The following is a 17784-nucleotide window of genomic DNA, read 5'->3' as shown; positions in this document are numbered from 1 at the left end:
CAATTTTTTCAACCCCCCTCAGCGTCTTTAATGTACGCTTCTTTTTTATACTGTTAGCATAGGGTCTAACTCCAAACATTGAGGTAGGGTGCTGTTGTTGAGACTTTCCAATTTTATCATAAATCCTCAAAAAGCCGTCCTAGAAGCACCAGGCTTTCAAGCCCCTTTTTAGGTAAAATAACCGGGTTTTGGTCTGGTTTAACCTCGGCTGTTTGAACAGATTCGGTCTAAAGCCTAACTCTTGCCGGGAAACTTTTGAGTTAAATGTTTTATCCTCATCGGTGATTAAGTATGCCCCCATCTTCCCATTCCTCCCCTGACCAATCTTATCGTAATCGGTCTCAAAATTTTGTTGAACCGATCCCCTACTGGTTACGCCGTCCCTTGGGAAAAGCCAGTGAATTATCGTCGGTACAACGAATTATCAAACAGCGTCAAATTCACACCATTTGTGAAGAAGGTCGTTGTCCAAATCGAGGAGAATGTTATGCTCAGAAAACCGCAACGTTTTTGTTAATGGGGCCAACTTGTACCCGTTCCTGCGCTTTTTGTCAGGTGGATAAGGGTCATGCACCCATGCCCCTTGATCCAGAAGAACCCCAAAAGGTAGCGGAAGCGGTACAAATTTTAGGGTTACGGTATGTGGTTTTAACCTCTGTGGCGCGAGATGATTTAGCCGATGCGGGGTCAGGCTGGTTTGTTGCGACAATGGATGCCATTCGACATCTCAACCCAGAAACTCAGATTGAAGTTCTCACGGCTGACTTTTGGGGCGGGCAAGGTGGGGGGAATCCCCAAGCCCTTCAATATCAACGCATTGCCACCGTAGTTAAGGCTCAACCTGCCTGTTATAACCATAATGTCGAAACTGTCCAACGGTTACAAGCATCCGTCAGACGGGGCGCAAAATATGAGCGATCGCTCGATGTATTAAGAATTGTGAAACAGCTTGATCCTCGAATTCCTACAAAATCCGGTTTAATGTTAGGGCACGGGGAAACGGAAGCAGAAATTATTGAAACTTTAACAGATTTGCGTGAGGCGGGATGCGATCGCATTACCCTCGGTCAATATATGCGTCCGTCTTTAGAGCATCTCCCCGTCCAGAAATATTGGACACCGGAAGAATTTGAGCATTTAGGAGCGATCGCAACGGATATGGGTTTTGCTCAAGTTCGTTCTGGGCCATTAGTTCGTAGTTCTTATCATGCAGGGGAGTAGAGGAAGGGGAGTAGAGGAAGGGGAGAAGGGGAGATGGGGGGACGGGGAGATGGGGGGACAAGGGGACGGGGAGACGGGGGGAAAGGGAGAAGAGGGGGAAGGGGGATGAGGGAGGGGAAATGATTAAGGGCTTACCTGTGTCTCCAGACTGCTGTTATAACTTTTAATAGAAGCGGGGATCACGCAAAACGCAATAAGTTAGTTAATAGATCACAATCGGGACTGAAGATTGAGTATTAATTCCTGCTTTTCAACTCCCGATCTTTGATTCGTTGAAACCGTCTGCTTCTGTGTTTTAATAAAATCAACGTATTTTAGGAACCAAACCTATGACCAGCAAAACTCAAAAATCCGGTGGCCCTTATACCTTTCGTGTGTTTTGGGCACTGCTTCTGTTAGGGATTAACTTTTTAGTTGCCGCTTACTATTTCGGCATCATTGTATAGTTTTAACATCATCCACTTTTAAAGATTGTGCTGCTCTTGATCAATCTTCTAAGATGAGGAGAATAAATTTCAACTTCTCAGATCATCGAGCAGCACTATGATTTCAGGATATTTGACATTCCGCTACAGTCACATCTCCTCAACCGTTTAACCGTTAATTATTGGGTGTCTATTCGTGCTTTTAAATCCGCGATTTGTTGTTGAAGTTGTTGCACATCTTGTTTTGTTTCTATAACTAAGGTGGCTAACCGATCAAACATCGGATCACCCGAAAGGAAACGATTTTCTGGTTGAGGTGGAGGACTGGTTGCATCTGGTTCAACCTGAATGACCGTTGTTCCTGAGCTTTGATATCGCAAACTATTAATCTGTCCTGCGAGTTGAGACACTTGTGCTTCTAATCGACTCATGCGATATTCAAGCTGAGTGGCTGAACCTTGTGCTAAGGTCAAACTATTCCAACCCAGCATAACGCCTAAAATGATCGTAATAATCAGAATCAGATTCTGGAACCCAAAACGCTTTTTCACCATATTTTAACGCCTTATCCCTTTTTGTTTAGGATTACTGAACTAATGACTCAAAAAAATATTGCTATTTTAATGTTTAACGACGTTGAAATTCTGGATTTTGCTGCCCCCTATGAGATATTTTCTATTACCTCAGAAATTAACGAGGATAAACCCTTTAATGTTTATCTAGTAGCAGAAACCTTAAACTCCCTTCAATCCCATAATGGCTTAAGTATTAATCCTGATTTTACCTTATTAGATAGTCCCGTCCCTGATGTAATTTTTATACCGGGTGGAATTGGCACAAAGGCTGCAATGAATCAACTTCAAATTTTAGCTTGGATTCAATCTAAAGGACATCACGCTGATTTAATTGTATCGGTCTGTACGGGGGCTTTATTATTAGCTAAAGTTGGTTTATTAGATGGGTTAGTTGCGACTACTCATCATCAAGCCTTAGAGCAATTAAAAGTGCTTGCTCCCCAGACTACTATTGTAGATAATCAACGATATGTTGATAATGGCAAAATTATCACAGCGGCTGGAATTTCGGCGGGAATTGATGTGTCTCTTTATGTGATTGCTAAACTTTTAGGAGATGACAAAGCGTTAAAAACCGCTCAATATATGGAATATGATTGGAAACCCAAAGCTAAAATCACCCCAACTCCTAAAATATCAAATTCTTTGGGACTCTAATTCTGTTTGAGCTTGCATAAGTTGAATCACTTCAGAGATAAGTAAACTTGAGGGGTGAGATCACCTTACCCCTCTGTCCTAAATCACTTGTTGGAGTTGTTGGTGGCTTGGGATTCATAAGCCGAATTCAACAAGACACCGACTTCCTCTGTTCCTAATCCATGAGTAAAGCATCAAAGTATTGGACACTGGTTAAACTCGAAAGTTCTGGCCGACAAAAACGGTCGGAAATAGCAGCAGCCAAAGCCTTTTTTGAGATGGCTTTTCCAGAATTCCTTGGGGAGGCGGATGTTCCCGATGTACCCATTCAGAAGCAATTAGTACAATGGCTTCGTGATGCTAATTCTCAAGGGAATAATATCAATAGCCAAAATGCAGAATGTTGTCTTTTATGCTTTATTTCTTGGGAAATTGAACAGGTTTGTCTTCAGTTAGCTCAACAATTTGGAACCTATCATGGTTTTAGGGGTCAAGACTTATTCCCCTTTGTTTTGGATGAAGAAGGAATTAATCGTCAGCGCCATTTAGGACAAACAAAAACCCCTTATCAATCCTTTGCACGGGAAATTTTACAAACCTTTGATCCTCAGCAAAGTAGTTTGGCAACTTGGACAAATCGACGAGTTAAATTTAATAGTGAAATCAATAAGTTTTTACTAGAGCATGGGGTGTATCTCGTGAGTGATTGGGCAATTTTAAATGATACCCATCCTCAACAACTGGAAAAAATTTTAACCCAGTTTTATCAATTAACGTCCCTGGAAGTTGAACAACGATTACAGCTTTTAGCTTGCTACCATAGCGTTTACCGTAGCCAACGTTTACAACAACGTCAAGCCGGAGCTAGAAAACGCTGTCAACCGCCAACGGCTCAACAATATCAACAAATTGCTCAACGGTTAGAAACCTTAATTCAACAGAGGATTTCTCCTAAAGCCGTCGCCTGGAAATTACAAAATTTAGCGACTCTATTACGCCAATATCGTACCTATATTCGCGGAGGAAAGTTACCCAACCAATCCTTAATTTTTGTTGATGATTCTGATTCTATTATTGAACAAATTCCTAGCCCTGAACCGATAGAAAATGATGAGGAAGATATCAAAAAACAGGAGTTTTTAAACTGGTATGAAAAACAGTTTTTGATGTGTTTACATAGCAGTATTGCTCAAGTTTTAGAAACCGGGTTAACAACTTGCCAAAAGCGAGACGGAGCAAAAGCGGAACAATTTTTAACCGCCCTTTATCTGTTTCATTGTCAGGGTCAATCTATGAGCGAAATTGCAGCTACATTAGGGTTAAAAGCTCAGTATCAAGTAACTCGTTTATTAAAGCTTAAAGCCTTTCGTGCTGATGTCAGACATCACTTATTATTTCAGTTACGCGATCGCATTTTAGAGTATACCAAACCTGAGCATCCTTCCCAAGAGCTAGAACAGTGGGAAAAACAAATTGAATTAGCCTTAGATGGAGAATTGGAAACCTTGTTTAAACAAGCAGAATCTGATTCCTATATTGCTCAAAATCGTCCCCTAAATAGTCCCTTTTTTAAAGGCGTTTGCTACTATTTAGATTTAAGAGAAAAAAGTCCCAACTTGATACAGTCCATGATTTCTTTATTATCTAAAAATTCCCGACGGAGCTATTAATAATGTTTACTTCTTTCTTAGATGAATCAGAAGTTTTGTTTGAGTTTGAACCGCTTAATCCTGAAGCCTTACCCTTATCTTCTGAACAAATTAATCAATCCTTAGATTATTGTCGTTCTATTCTCGATGATCGAAAACAATGGCAAACCTATCTCAATTCTCTAGCCTTATTTGGGTTTCAGAATTGGTTAGAACAGCGTTCATCAGAACTTATATTCAATTTAGAGCATCCTTCTGTAGAAAAACCTGAATTAGCTTATTTTATTGAAGCCGTTTGTAACTTAGCCGTCAATCAATTTAAAATCTGCTTAGTCGCCTTGGGAAATTCCATAACAGATACTATTAGTTTACCCAGGGCTATATTTCAATTACCAGAATATAGGGCTCATTATTATATTTTAATTGAGGTTCAGGAAGAATTAGAAACAACCTCAATTTATGGGTTTATTTCCTATTCAGATTTTCAAGCCCATAAAACACAGATTGATTTAGAACCCAAAGCAGATTGGACATATTCTGTTCCCTTATCTTGGTTTAACACAGAACCCGATCAATTTTTATTATTTGTACGCTGTTTAGAAGTTTCTGCCATTCCTTTACCAGAAATTCCAAATCCTGCAATACTATTATCTCAAATTCGAGAAGAATTAATCAGCAAACTTTCCCAACTGCAATCCTCAGAACCCGGTATTGTTCCTGAATTGTGGCAAATTTTAACTTGGGAACAGGGAAAAATTCTTTTCAGTTATCCTGAATTACTGCGATGGATTTATGAAGTACAAAATCAAGCCATTTTATCGGCACAACCGATTTCTCCATCCCATCAAAATCCTATTGTTTATTTAACAGATTTATTCAATTTATTAACACAACCGACGCTAAATTTAGCGGGATGGTTTAACCAGGAATTAGACACCCTATCAACAGCTTTATCCTGGGTTTTTATTCCCGATTTTTCTCCAGAAACCGCCTTGCGTGACGGAACTGAAATTTCTAGTTTAGTGAAACAACTCCAAGAAAATGGCGTCGAAATTTCTCCCCAAGCCAAAGGTGCTTATCGGGATTTAGGTTTAGGAGGACGTTCTCTGCGGTTATATGCCTTAACTTGGCCGTTAGAATGGGAAATTGAACCCGAATGGACGCTATTATTAATATTAGGTTTACCCACAGGAACGGATTTACCAGTAGGTGTGAAATTACGAGTCAGTGACGCCACCGGAATTTTAGTTGAACAAGATTCAAATCGTGAAGATCAGTGTTCTTATTTATTTACTCGTGTGGTCGGAACCTGTCAAGAAAAATTTGTGGTGACAGTGAGTTTAAGAGAAGATATAACAGAAACATTACCGCCTTTTGAATTTAGTTTCAATTAAGATTAAAAACCTAAATATGAATGCCATTGTTTCCCCTTTTTATCTCAAAGTTCAACGAGTTGAGCAGGTTTGCTTATTTCAATTATCTTGGGGAAAAGGGCAAAATTTGGGAGTCACCCTTCCCTATCCTGAACGATTAACTCAACTGTATCAAGAATGGCAATATATTTATCTCAGTTTTTATCAGAAAGCACTGCGGGGTCGAGTGGAAGCCACCGGAAAACTTACCCAAAGTCAAACAGATTGGCACGCTAAATTAGTTCAAGCAGAAGCAAAATTATTATATGAATTTCATCGCTGGTTAAGACATGAAGAATTATATGAAATTCGAGCAACTTTGGCTAAAGCGACATCAAAGCAGAATTTAGAAACTTTACCCCGTCATCCCGGCGTTGGATTAGATATTGATGTGTTTCTCACCACTGACCCGATAGATGTGGCTCGACTTCCTTGGGAAGCGTGGGAAATTGGTACAGAATTTGCGGCGACTGGAAAAATTAGAATTGTTCGTCAACCGATTAATATTCGTCAGGTTACAACGACTCCCGAACACCGACCAACCCGCAATAAAGTTAGAGTATTAGTAATTTTAGGAGATGAAACTGGATTAAATTTTCAAGCTGATAAAGAAGCGGTGCGAGCGCTCGCTCCAATTGCAGAAATTCAGTTTGTCGGTTGGCAACCTCAACAAACTGTAATGGAGGTTAAACTCGCAGTTGTTAAAGCTATTCAAGATCAAAAAGGTTGGGATATTTTACTATTTGCTGGTCATAGTAATGAGACGGAATTAACCGGAGGAGAATTAGGAATTGCGCCCTCAGTTTCGTTGTCCTTATCCGAACTGATTCAACCCTTAACTGTTGCCAAACAACGAGGCTTACAATTTGCCTTATTTAATTCTTGTAATGGCTTAAGTTTAGCGAATACCTTGATTGATTTAGGATTAAATCAAGTGGCGATTATGCGAGAACCCATCCATAATCAAGTGGCTCAAGAATTTTTATTACGATTTATTCGCAGTTTAACGGAATATCATGATGTTCATGATGCCTTATTATCCGCTTGTCAATTCCTCAAATTAGAAAAACATTTAACGTATCCCAGTGCCTATTTAATTCCGTCCTTATTTCGCCATCCCCACGCTCCTCCGTTTAAATTACAAGCCTTCAGTTGGAAACAACGATTAAAACGATGGTTGCCCACAAAAAAGGAACTTCTTGCCCTAACAACCTTATGCGTTATCGCTTGGCAAACCCCTATTCAAACCTTTTTATTAGAACGACGAATTTTGATTCAAGCAATTTATCGAAATTTAACTCATCAAATTCCAACTCAATCCTCTCCCCCCGTTCTATTAATTTTAATTGATGAAAAATCTATTCTAAAAGCTAAAATTTCTAATCCAAGACCGATGGATCGAAGTTATTTAGCTGAGATTATTAATCAGTTAATTCAACTTAATCTGCAAGTAATTGGCATTGATTATTTATTAGATCGTCATCAACCTCAAAACGATCCCATTTTATCCCAAACTTTACAAAATGCAGTTCAAAATCATCAAACTTGGTTAATATTTGGAACGAGTAAAAATCCCACCGGAGGATGGTTTGAAACCTTACCCGAATTAGCGAGTCCTAATTGGAGCTTACAAGGGGATTTAAGAATATTAGGTTATCCTCCCCTCTATACCACCTTACTGCCCCTTCCTGACTCTCGACAACAACCTTTACCCTTCGCTTATTTATTAGCTTTAGCGTATCAATTAAACGTTCAAGAACTTGAACCTCCTTCCCCTCAACTTAACTCATCCGTTGATTGGCTATCCCATTTAAAAGCCTATTTAATTGATAGTACCGGAACAGATTATCAAAGGTTATTTTCATCAAAAGCACGTTTACAACCGATCACAAATTGGGCATATTTATTAAAGCAATGGTGGTTTCATCCCCTGATTGATTTTTCAATTCCCCCAAAACAAGTGTATCAAAGTCTTCCCGCTTGGCAATTATTTGAGTCTCCAGAGTCTACCTTGAAACTTTCTACTCCCTTTGTCGTTCTAATTGCACCAGGGGGATATGGTGAAGCCGGAATTGCAACAGAAGGTCAGGATAATTTTCCTTTACCTATGGCATTAAATTATTGGTATTCTCAGGAAACACCACGCAATTATCGCCAAGTCTTACCGGGAGGTGAAGTTCATGCTTACATGACTCATCACTTTATTCAGCAACGATTTGTGATTCCCATTCCTGACCTTTTGCTGATTTTAATTGCCGCTTTATTCGGAAAAGGAGCGACCTTATCCTTAGCAACAGTTCGTCCTCAAAAAATAAAGTATATCCTGGTGTTTTTGGGATTAACAGGAATATATGGATTAGGGAGTGTACAGGTTTATATTACAGGGGAACTTCTGCTTCCTTGGGTGTTACCAACTTTGATGTTTTGGATGTATATTTTTCTGACATTTGTGGAAAGGAAATTTTATGGCTAAGTTCAACTTTGTGCGTTCTCTTTGGAGATGCACAACCCTGGTCAGCATAATAGGATTTTCGGTTATTCCTCCTGCGCTGAGTGAACCCAGTTTTTATCCTTTAGAATTTAAAAAAAGTTCCCATTCTGGGGAAAAATTGTATCAGCTTGCTAATCATGATTCTTCAACGACTAATCATGAACCGCCTGTCTATTCTCCTGGGGGGTCACGGGGAAATGAAATTTGTACAATTGTTCCTCTAACCCAACCTAATAATCATCAAGTTGATAGTGAAATTTGGAGTGAAAAACCCACTTTTATTTGGCGAGGAAATATTGAATATGTAGAACTGCATTCTGATGACAGTGGAACTTTAATTTGGAGTCAAAATATTTCGGATTCTAAGCAAAGTATTTCCTATACGGGAGAACCGCTTCAACCCGGAGAAACCTATCAATTATCACTTTATGATATCTCTAATCCTGATGTCAGTGATTTTCCCCGTGACTCTTTAACTTTTAAAGTTATAGAAACCCATCAACACCAGAAAATTCAGCAGGATTTAGAAGAATTAGAAACGCAACTGCATCAACAAAAAGCCCCCGCAGAAGCAATTATTTTAGCTCGGATTCAATATTTTGTAGAACATCAGTTATGGTCAGATGCTCTGATGGAATCTTCCTCACTTCAGATTCAAGACCCCAGTTTAGATGAGTTATTAAAAACTAAAGTGTCCCGTTCTTGTGGGTAACTCAGGATTGGAATTTTAGATTTTTTTGATCTTTGCTTCAACCCCCGACTTATAGGAAGAAGGGGGTGACATTCCTATGGTGGCTAATAACTTTTTCCTATCCCCTCTGTTCCCAGTTCCCAGTTCCCTGTTCCCTATTGATAATATAGTCCTGAATTAATTTAAGATAGGAAGAAGACCTCAATTCCAACTGGGAATAAAAATGACAACAGAGACAGCAGCAACCTCAATCTTGCCATTGGGTACATTATGGCAACGGATTATCACTCAAACTGAATATGCTCTCAATTGTGGTGCTCTTCAATCAATTGCAACAGATTATGATTTTATTGAAGAGGGGGATATTCGCTTTTTAGTTAGAATTTTAGCTAACTTAGCGCGTAAGGAACAAGCCAAGAAACAGCAAAAAAAGATAGAGAAATCGGGGAAAGAGTTTAACCCTTTTCTTCCTTATGAAAAAGATTTATTTGTTGCTGATTTATCGAAAACTCATTTATGTTTACTGAATAAATTTAATGTTGTTGAGCATCATTTATTAATTGTAACCCGCGAATTTGAAGAACAAGAAACTTGGCTAACTCAAGCCGATTTTGCAGCGATGTGGATGGGTTTAGCAGAAATTGATGGATTAATATTTTATAATGGGGGTAAATTAGCGGGAGCAAGTCAACGCCATAAACATCTACAATTAGTTCCTTTTCCCTTAGTTCCCGATGGCTTAAATCTTCCCATTCAACCTGCGATCACTTCTGTACAATTTCAAAATTCTATTGGTATCATTCCCGAATTTCCTTTTGTTCATGCGATCGCCTCTTTTAATCCCAATTGGATTCATACCCCATCAGAAGCCGCAATTTTCACCTTAGAATTGTACTTTGTTTTATTATCAGCCGTGGGTTTATCCGTTGATGATCATCTTTTTCAATCAGGAGCTTATAATTTATTAGCTACCCGAAATTGGATGATGATTGTTCCTCGATCTCAAGAAGAATTTGAGGGAATTTCGATTAATTCTTTAGGGTTTGCGGGAGGATTATTAGTCAGAAATTCCCAACAACTACAATGGCTAAAATCCTATCACCCCCTAACCGTTTTAAAACAAGTCGGAATTTCCCGTTAATTCGACTCTTTCTTGATGCTTTTTCTATTCCTCGTTCCCAATTCCCAATTCCCAATTCCCAATTCCCAATTCGTAATTCGTAATTCGTAATTTTTTTAAACTAAATCAGGAAAAACGTCCCGAACAGCCGGATGAACTAAATGGTGATTTTCCACATTTAAACCTTTGGCTAAAACCGGGTTTAATTCTAATGCTTTGAGTCCCCGATTTGCTAACTGAAGAACATAAGGTAAGGTACTATTATTCAAGGCTTGGGTCGCTGTCCAAGGCACAGCACCGGGCATATTGGGAACACCATAATGGACTACCTTTTCTTCAATATAAGTCGGATGGCTATGGGACGTAGGCCGTAAGGTTTCAATACACCCTCCTTGATCTACTGCCACATCCACAATGACAGAACCAGGGCGCATTTGAGCGACTAACTCACGAGAAACTAATTTAGGGGCGCGTTTTCCTAAGATTAAAACCGCACCAATTAATAAATCTGCTTGGGGAACACTTTCTTCAATTTGGGATAAATGACTGTAGAGTAATTCCACACTCGATCCAAACACCGTTTCTAAATACGCTAATCGCTCCACATTCACATCTAAAATTTGCACTTTAGCCCCCATACCGAGGGCAACCCTAGCCGCTTCTGTGCCAACCACACCTCCCCCTAAAATCACAACAGTGGCAGCTTTTACCCCAGGAATTCCCCCTAATAAAACCCCTCGTCCTCCCTGTTGTCGTTCCAAAAAACGAGCCCCAAACTGAATCGATAACCGTCCGGCGATAATACTCATCGGAGTTAGTAAAGGCAAGCGACCATCAGGAAGTTCTACAGTTTCATAGGCAATGGCATGGACACCCTTGTTAATTAACTGTTCCGTTAGTTGCCGATCTGCGGCTAAATGCAGATAAGTAAACAGCAGTTGCCCTTTTTGAATGCACTCATATTCTGAGGGTAAAGGTTCTTTAACTTTCACCACCAGTTCGCGACACCAAGCATCAGCCGGAGATTCAACGATTATGGCTCCCGCTCGTATATAATCCTCATCGGTAAATCCAGCACCATTCCCTGCACCCGTTTCCACAAAAACTTGATGACCTCGTTCACAGCAGACTCGCACACTACCGGGACTCAATCCCACCCGAAATTCCTGATCTTTAATTTCTTTCGGAATCCCAATTTCCATAATCAATTATTTCTCCTTCGTCTGACTGCGCTATTTTTCAACCGTTGTATTCTAATTTAATCGTTGAGGAACTGATCAATCAGTTGAGACAGAAAATTTTGCTGGGAGTTTCTAATCTAAGTATAAAATTCAGGGGGGGACTTACAACCCAATTTTTAAATATCCTTGACGATTTCTAAATTGGGTATTCCAAGATTAATATTTTGATAAAACCCCTCCCTCATGGTGATTCCAGGTCATAGATCACCAATTAATGACTGTTTACCCCTAGACATCTGGAATCTTTTCGGTAGAATCAGAACAAAAAATTAACGAATGTTAACGTACAACCCATTTTTGGAGGATAAGCCCATTACACTCGCTATACGCTCATCAAATCTCGTTACTGCGTCCAATCCTAACCAGTCCATTCTCAAAATTTGGGGGAATCAACCCCTACAGGGTCATGTTTCGATTAGCGGGGCTAAAAATTCCGCTTTAGTCTTAATGGCCGGTGCATTGCTGTGTTCTGAAGATTGTCGGCTTCGTAACGTTCCCTCCTTGGTTGATGTCAACCGCATGAGTGAAATTCTCACCGCGCTGGGGGTTAAAATCGACCGTCAGGGTGATGTTCTCGATATTAAAGCGGGTCAACTATCAGAATCACAAGCTCCCTATGAACTCGTCAGCCAACTCCGGGCCAGTTTCTTTGCTATTGGGCCAATACTGGCTCGTTTAGGAGTAGCCAGAGTTCCCTTACCGGGAGGTTGTGCCATTGGAGCTAGACCCGTAGATCTTCATGTTCGGGGACTGCAAGCTTTAGGGGCTGAAGTTCATATTGATCATGGCATTGTTCATGCTCACGTTAAGGGCTCTAACCCCCGACTCAAAGGTGCTCGCATTTATCTGGATTATCCCAGTGTGGGAGCAACGGAAACTCTGATGATGGCAGCAACCCTCGCCGAGGGAGAAACCATTCTCGAAAATGCAGCCCAAGAACCGGAAGTAATCGATTTAGCAAACTTCTGTTGTGCAATGGGAGCAAAAATTCAGGGGGCTGGAACTAAAACCATTGTGATTTCTGGGGTTCCTAGTCTGCATTCGGCCGATTATTCGATTATTCCTGATCGAATAGAAGCCGGAACTTTTTTAATAGCAGGAGCCATTACCCGCTCTGAAATTAGTTTATCTCCCATTATTCCAGAACATTTGACTCCGGTACTGGCTAAACTCAAAGCCATTGGGGTCAAAATTCAGATGGAAGGGTCAAACCATTTACGCATTCTCCCGGTGGAGAATTTAACAGCAACGGACATTGAAACCCTACCCTATCCGGGATTTCCTACGGATATGCAAGCCCCCTTTATGGCTCTGTTAACGCTGTGTGAAGGCAATAGCTTGATCAGCGAAACGGTGTTTGAAAATCGGTTTGGTCATGTTCCTGAACTCAGTCGCATGGGTGCAGATATTCGGGTTAAGGGAACGACTGCCTTAGTTCGAGGAGTTCCGTTCTTATCGGGCGCACCTGTAACAGCAACAGACTTACGCGCTTCTGCGGCTTTAGTCCTAGCGGCTTTAGCGGCGGAGGGAGAAACCACCATTCAGGAATTAAAACATTTAGATCGGGGTTATGAACAATTGGAAGCTAAACTCCGACAATTAGGAGCCAAACTCCAGCGTATTGATCATGCGCTAATAGAAAAGGAGTAAGCAACTGATCTGTTAGCAGACAGTCACTTATTCTCAAAAATGGAGTGTTTGTTGTGAGTTGTTTAGGGTGCGTTTTAGGGTTAATTACAACTCACAACCCACCCAATTTTGATCAGGCAGACGTTAGAATTTGTTATAGTTTGACTTTAATCTGTATGTAGCTATGACGTTTTCAACGACCCCTTTAATAGGACTCCGAGCCGATCATTTTCGTCATCCGTTGGATTTACAAGCGACCAATGCTTTGAAACAATTGCCCGGTTTAGATTTATTAGTCCGGCAAATTTTAGGCGGTGTCGGGGAACAGTTTTTTTATTTAGAAAATATTGCGTCTAGTATTTTAGTTAGTGATCAACAATTACCTGATCTTCATCAATTATTATTAGCCGCTTGCAAAACTTTAGATTTAGAACCGCCTCAACTTTATATTCGCCAACATCCGGTTCCTAATGCCTATACTTTTGCGATGCGGGGAAAACAACCGTTTATTGTTATTCATACGTCGTTAATTGAGTTATTAACCTCGGAAGAAATTCAAGCGGTAATTGCCCATGAGTTAGGGCATTTAAAATGCGAACATGGGGTATATTTAACCTTAGCGAATTTAGTGGTCTTAGCGGCGAATCAATTGTCTCCTTGGGGTGCCATTTTGGCTCAGGGGTTACAAGCTCAGTTAATGGAATGGTTGCGCTGTGCTGAGTTTACTTGCGATCGCGCGGCCCTATTGGCGACTCAAGATCCGAGAGTGGTGATGTCGGTATTAATGAAACTGTCGGGGGGTTCTCCCAGTTTAGCTTCGCAACTGAATTTAGATGCCTTTGTTGCCCAAGCCCGGACGTATGATCAAATTAGTCGCACAGAATTGGGAGAACTGCTTCAACAAGCTCAAACCGCCCAATTAACCCATCCCCTTCCGGTCTTGCGGGCCAGAGAAATTGATCGTTGGTCGAGTAGTCCTAATTATCAGGACTTGCTAAAACGAAACTTTATGGTTTATAATAGTGAAGCTAACCCCAAGGGCGGGTGGCGGAATTGGTAGACGCACCGCACTCAAAATGCGGCGGCTTCGGTCGTGAGAGTTCGAGTCTCTCTCCGCCCATTCATCAGCTTTCAAAAGCTGGGCTAAAAATCCCAGGGCGTAAGCCCTTGATTTTTAGTGATCTGGTTGTTCTGTCATCAAAATTTCTGGCTATATAGTGCTACGCATGGGAGTATTGAGTGAAACCTGAAACCCTTTCACTTCTTACTGTTCCCTGTTCCCTGTTCCCTGTTCCCTCTTCCAGTAGCTCTATAACATTTACCAAGTAGGATCACTATAAATATTAATGGTGATTTCCGCTTTTCCAGAGGGAACGGAAGAAATGCAAGCACAGATAAAATTATCTTCGTCTAGTTCCACTTCACAAGCATGACAAGACCCCATTAAACATCCAGTGGGAATTACAACTCCAGCGCGTTCGGCGACGGCTAATAAAGGTTCACCCGGTTGGGCTTCAACGGTAACTTTATCGGGTAAGAAATGGATTTTCATGTTGACTGTTGTTGAGGTTGACTGCTATAAAACCGATCTCAAATCTAAATAGGAATCTACTGTATCTGCTAATAAATCTAATAACAATTCTCGCTGTTCTCGATAATTAGCAATTCCAGTGGGTAAAGCATTTAACCCCCTGGGTTTTCGCAGATGATTTAACCAGGTTCGTCGCCAAGGGCCATTATCAAAAACCCCATGTAAATAATGACCCCAAATCGATTTTTGTTGATTAACAAATCCTAAATTAGGGTCATTGAATAAAGGAGAAATATCGTTAGAATCTAACAATTGAGTTCGTCCTTGATGAATTTCAAATCCTTCAACGGGTAAACCTTCTTGGGGATAATGGGATGAAACCAACCGTTGACGGGAGGTTTTTTGAGTGGACATAACGGTTTTAAGCGGTAATAATCCTAACCCTTCATAATCCCCCTGTTGTCCTTCTAAACCATAGGGATCTGACACAATTTTTCCTAACATTTGATAACCGCCACAAATTCCCATCACCTGACCCCCCGCCTCGACATAATTTTTAATTTGATTTGCCATTCCCGATTGTTTTAAGACTTGCAGGTCAGAAATAGTCGTTTTAGACCCTGGAAGAATGACGGCATCGGGATGTCCTAAAGTGTCAGAAGGCATCACATACTTAATTTTAACGCTGGTTTCAGCATCTAGGGGATCAAAATCTGTAAAATTAGCAATGCGAGGAAATCGGATAACGGCAATGGTTAATTCCGCTTGGGAGGAACTCGGACGACGATCTAATAAACTTAAAGAATCTTCTGCGGGGAAGGGATGATCAATCCAAGGAATAACCGCAACAACAGGAATTCCTGTATACTCCTCTAACCATTTTATCCCCGATTCTAATAGCGATCGCTGTCCTCTAAATTTATTAATAATAATGCCTTTAATTAATGCCCGTTCATCGGGGTCTAACAGTTGCAATGTTCCCACAACATGAGCAAAGGCCCCCCCGCGATCAATATCAACCACTAATAACGTTTTGGCATTCAAATATTTTGCCACCCGCATATTCGTTAAATCTCGATGTTTGAGATTAATTTCGGCGGGACTGCCAGCCCCTTCACAAACTAAAATATCAAATTCCTGGGTTAAATAGTCTAAACATTCAGTAATCGTTTGCCAACCCCGATCAAAATAGTGTTCATAATAATCACTCGCTTGTACAACTCCCACAGGTTTGCCTTTTAAAATTACCTGAGAGGTCATATTTCCTTGGGGTTTTAATAAAATAGGATTCATAGAAACAGAAGGAGTCACTCCCGCCGCCCAGGCTTGCACCGCTTGAGCATAACCCATTTCTGATCCGGCCGGAGAAACATAGGAATTCAGAGCCATATTTTGCCCTTTAAAGGGAGCAACCCGGACACCACGACGATGTAAAATTCGACAAATGGCCGTGACCATCATGGATTTTCCTGCATGGGAAGTCGTTCCCACAATCATGATTGCTTTCATAAATGATCACTGAAGATAGAGACTAATATTCTAATCGCTTAGGGTTAAAAACCGTCAACCCATCTCTGGCAATGGTGTGGGATGATAGTGGAGACTTTCTAACGATTTTGTTATGGCTAATCAACTGCGTATTTATGTCCCCCCCCATCCTTTAATTAAACATTGGTTAGGAGTTGCTCGTGATCACGCCACGCCTCCGGCTTTATTTCGCACGGCGATGACGGAGTTAGGACGTTGGTTGACCTACGAAGCCGCCAGAGACTGGTTACCAACCCTGGAAACAACGGTACAAACCCCCTTAACCGAATGTAACGCCACCTTTGTTAATCCTGAAGTTCCCCTGATTGTAATTCCTATTTTACGGGCTGGTTTAGCGTTAATGGAGGGAATTCAAAGCGTTGTGCCTTTATCTTCGGTTTATCATATCGGCATGGTACGCAACGAAGAAACCTTAGAAGCCAGTTGCTACTTAAATAAATTACCTCCCCAATTTGATCCTCAAACGCGGGTGATTATTAGTGAACCAATGTTAGCAACGGGGGGAACAATCATGGCGGTGATGGAAGAACTCACCCAGCGGCATCTTGAACCCGCTTTGATTCGGATTATTTCCATTGTCGCCGCCCCCCCGGCGTTACAAAAATTAAGTCAAGCTTATCCCAGTTTGCAAATCTATACCGCTATTATTGATCCTGAAGTCAATGAACAGGGCTTTATTGTACCGGGGTTGGGAGATGCAGGAGATCGAACGTTTGGCACATTCGACCGTCTCCCCACCGAATAGATCGCGGTTGTTGTCGCAACAGTAAGTGTGTCTCCCTTTTTTCCTGACTGTTGCCTGCGAAGCACTGAGCCTGTCGAAGTGTTCCCTGTTGTCTGTTCCCTACTATAAAATCAAGCTATTGTGACAAAGTGGTTAAATTATGGGTAATCGAGATGGTTTTGGTAGTGGCTTCTTCCTCGGTGCAACCCTAGGAGGGTTTGTGGGCGGGGTATTAGGAGTGGTACTCGCTTCCCGCATCACCCATTCCGAAAGCGGTGAACCCTTGCCAGAAATACCGGGAAAGTCGGGGAAGTCTGCTAAATTGACGGGAGAAAATATCGAAACCGCCCGTTTGAGTTTGGAGGATAAAATTGCTCAACTCAATCAAGCCATTGATGATGTTCGTCAACAGTTAGGCAATGTCAATGGCAATAGTAGCTCGGAAACTTATGATTAATCGATGGGGGTATCCCGTTTGATTTTCCCCCCTTTTCTTAAATGTGATACACTAAGGGTCATAACTTTATCTCAAATTCAGTCAAATTGAGTTAAACATCAAATAAATTTTATGGCACTTCCTTTCGGCTTACTCGCTAACACCCTGGCACAGTTCCTCAACATTTATATGATAATCCTATTTATTAGGATTTTATTAAGCTGGTTTCCAACTATTAACTGGTTTGATCCCCCCTTCTCAATTTTAAGTCAGTTAACTGACCCCTATCTCAATCTTTTCCGTTCTTTTATTCCACCTTTAGGGGGAATTGATTTTTCAGCCATTATTGCTATTTTTGCTCTCCAATTTGGCTCTCAAATTATTATTGCTTTATTAGGCAGTATGCAGCAAATGGCATTTTAATTCCCACTCCAAACGTAGTAAGCCCTTCAGGG

The 17784-nt window shown here is 41.0% G+C and carries 17 protein-coding genes and 1 tRNA gene; 14 read left to right on the top strand and 4 right to left on the bottom strand.

Annotated elements, in window-relative coordinates; genetic code table 11:
* Positions 1 to 291: 291 nt before the first annotated feature.
* On the top strand, positions 292 to 1221 hold the full coding sequence (gene lipA / locus H6G57_RS17015) for a lipoyl synthase (RefSeq protein ID WP_190520601.1): 930 nt from the start codon (positions 292 to 294) through the stop codon (positions 1219 to 1221).
* 329 nt (positions 1222 to 1550) lie between these two features.
* Complete coding sequence (gene psaX / locus H6G57_RS17010) at positions 1551 to 1667, top strand: photosystem I protein PsaX (protein WP_072719390.1); 117 nt, start codon at positions 1551 to 1553, stop codon at positions 1665 to 1667.
* Positions 1668 to 1825: 158 nt separating this feature from the next.
* Here psaX and H6G57_RS17005 read toward each other — a convergent pair whose 3' ends face one another.
* Positions 1826 to 2200 carry a hypothetical protein gene (locus H6G57_RS17005; protein WP_190520599.1) on the bottom strand — a complete coding sequence of 125 codons (375 nt, stop codon included), beginning with the start codon at positions 2198 to 2200 and terminating at the stop codon, positions 1826 to 1828.
* A gap of 42 nt (positions 2201 to 2242) precedes the next feature.
* Here H6G57_RS17005 and H6G57_RS17000 point away from each other — a divergent pair, with 42 nt between their 5' ends.
* The 6 genes from H6G57_RS17000 to H6G57_RS16975 all read left to right on the top strand — a co-directional run bounded on the left by H6G57_RS17000 (position 2243) and on the right by H6G57_RS16975 (position 10241).
* Positions 2243 to 2878: a DJ-1/PfpI family protein gene (locus H6G57_RS17000; RefSeq protein WP_190520597.1), complete on the top strand. Its 636-nt coding sequence runs from the start codon at positions 2243 to 2245 to the stop codon at positions 2876 to 2878.
* Positions 2879 to 3039: 161 nt separating this feature from the next.
* Positions 3040 to 4527 (top strand): hypothetical protein, encoded by a 1488-nt coding sequence (locus H6G57_RS16995; protein WP_190520595.1) that lies wholly within the window; start codon positions 3040 to 3042, stop codon positions 4525 to 4527.
* A gap of 2 nt (positions 4528 to 4529) precedes the next feature.
* On the top strand, positions 4530 to 5900 hold the full coding sequence (locus tag H6G57_RS16990) for a DUF1822 family protein (protein ID WP_190520593.1): 1371 nt from the start codon (positions 4530 to 4532) through the stop codon (positions 5898 to 5900).
* A 16-nt stretch (positions 5901 to 5916) separates the two neighbouring features.
* Entirely contained in the window at positions 5917 to 8391 is a 2475-nt protein-coding gene (locus H6G57_RS16985) for a CHASE2 domain-containing protein (protein WP_190520591.1), read from the top strand.
* The gene (locus H6G57_RS16980) at positions 8384 to 9121 is read left to right on the top strand and encodes a hypothetical protein (RefSeq protein ID WP_190520589.1); all 738 of its coding nucleotides are present in this window, start codon (positions 8384 to 8386) and stop codon (positions 9119 to 9121) included. Before H6G57_RS16985 ends, H6G57_RS16980 begins: the two co-directional genes overlap by 8 nt.
* A gap of 202 nt (positions 9122 to 9323) precedes the next feature.
* Positions 9324 to 10241, top strand: coding sequence for a DUF4922 domain-containing protein (locus H6G57_RS16975; RefSeq protein ID WP_190520587.1), 918 nt, complete (start codon positions 9324 to 9326; stop codon positions 10239 to 10241).
* A gap of 95 nt (positions 10242 to 10336) precedes the next feature.
* Here the strand turns inward: H6G57_RS16975 and ald are convergent, their stop codons facing one another.
* A complete protein-coding gene (gene ald / locus H6G57_RS16970; RefSeq protein WP_190520585.1) occupies positions 10337 to 11422 on the bottom strand; it encodes an alanine dehydrogenase in 1086 nt (361 codons plus the stop codon).
* Positions 11423 to 11737: 315 nt separating this feature from the next.
* Between ald and murA the strand changes: the two genes are divergently transcribed.
* The 3 genes from murA (at position 11738) to H6G57_RS16955 (ending at position 14210) form a co-directional block, all read left to right on the top strand.
* Positions 11738 to 13111: a UDP-N-acetylglucosamine 1-carboxyvinyltransferase gene (gene murA / locus H6G57_RS16965; protein WP_190520583.1), complete on the top strand. Its 1374-nt coding sequence runs from the start codon at positions 11738 to 11740 to the stop codon at positions 13109 to 13111.
* Positions 13112 to 13274: 163 nt separating this feature from the next.
* Complete coding sequence (locus tag H6G57_RS16960) at positions 13275 to 14150, top strand: M48 family metallopeptidase (protein WP_190520582.1); 876 nt, start codon at positions 13275 to 13277, stop codon at positions 14148 to 14150.
* Positions 14129 to 14210, top strand: a tRNA-Leu gene (locus H6G57_RS16955). The genes H6G57_RS16960 and H6G57_RS16955 overlap by 22 nt, the downstream gene beginning before the upstream one ends.
* 198 nt (positions 14211 to 14408) lie before the next feature.
* Here the strand turns inward: H6G57_RS16955 and H6G57_RS16950 are convergent.
* On the bottom strand, positions 14409 to 14642 hold the full coding sequence (locus H6G57_RS16950; RefSeq protein ID WP_072719380.1) for a 2Fe-2S iron-sulfur cluster-binding protein: 234 nt from the start codon (positions 14640 to 14642) through the stop codon (positions 14409 to 14411).
* Between the two features lie 24 nt (positions 14643 to 14666).
* Positions 14667 to 16130, bottom strand: coding sequence for a cobyric acid synthase CobQ (gene cobQ, locus H6G57_RS16945; protein ID WP_190520580.1), 1464 nt, complete (start codon positions 16128 to 16130; stop codon positions 14667 to 14669).
* 112 nt (positions 16131 to 16242) lie between these two features.
* On the opposite strand from cobQ, the gene upp reads away from it, so the two are divergent.
* The 3 genes from upp to H6G57_RS16930 all read left to right on the top strand — a co-directional run bounded on the left by upp (position 16243) and on the right by H6G57_RS16930 (position 17752).
* Entirely contained in the window at positions 16243 to 16914 is a 672-nt protein-coding gene (upp, locus tag H6G57_RS16940) for a uracil phosphoribosyltransferase (protein ID WP_190520578.1), read from the top strand.
* A gap of 139 nt (positions 16915 to 17053) precedes the next feature.
* Positions 17054 to 17350 carry a hypothetical protein gene (locus tag H6G57_RS16935; protein ID WP_190520576.1) on the top strand — a complete coding sequence of 99 codons (297 nt, stop codon included), beginning with the start codon at positions 17054 to 17056 and terminating at the stop codon, positions 17348 to 17350.
* A 111-nt stretch (positions 17351 to 17461) separates the two neighbouring features.
* Entirely contained in the window at positions 17462 to 17752 is a 291-nt protein-coding gene (locus tag H6G57_RS16930) for a YggT family protein (protein WP_190520574.1), read from the top strand.
* The last annotated feature ends 32 nt before the right edge of the window (positions 17753 to 17784 follow it).

This window comes from Planktothrix sp. FACHB-1365 (assembly GCF_014697575.1).
Classification (GTDB): domain Bacteria; phylum Cyanobacteriota; class Cyanobacteriia; order Cyanobacteriales; family Microcoleaceae; genus Planktothrix.
The sequence above is the reverse complement of the archived record's forward strand: the minus strand, read 5'-3'. Positions and strand labels throughout refer to the sequence as shown.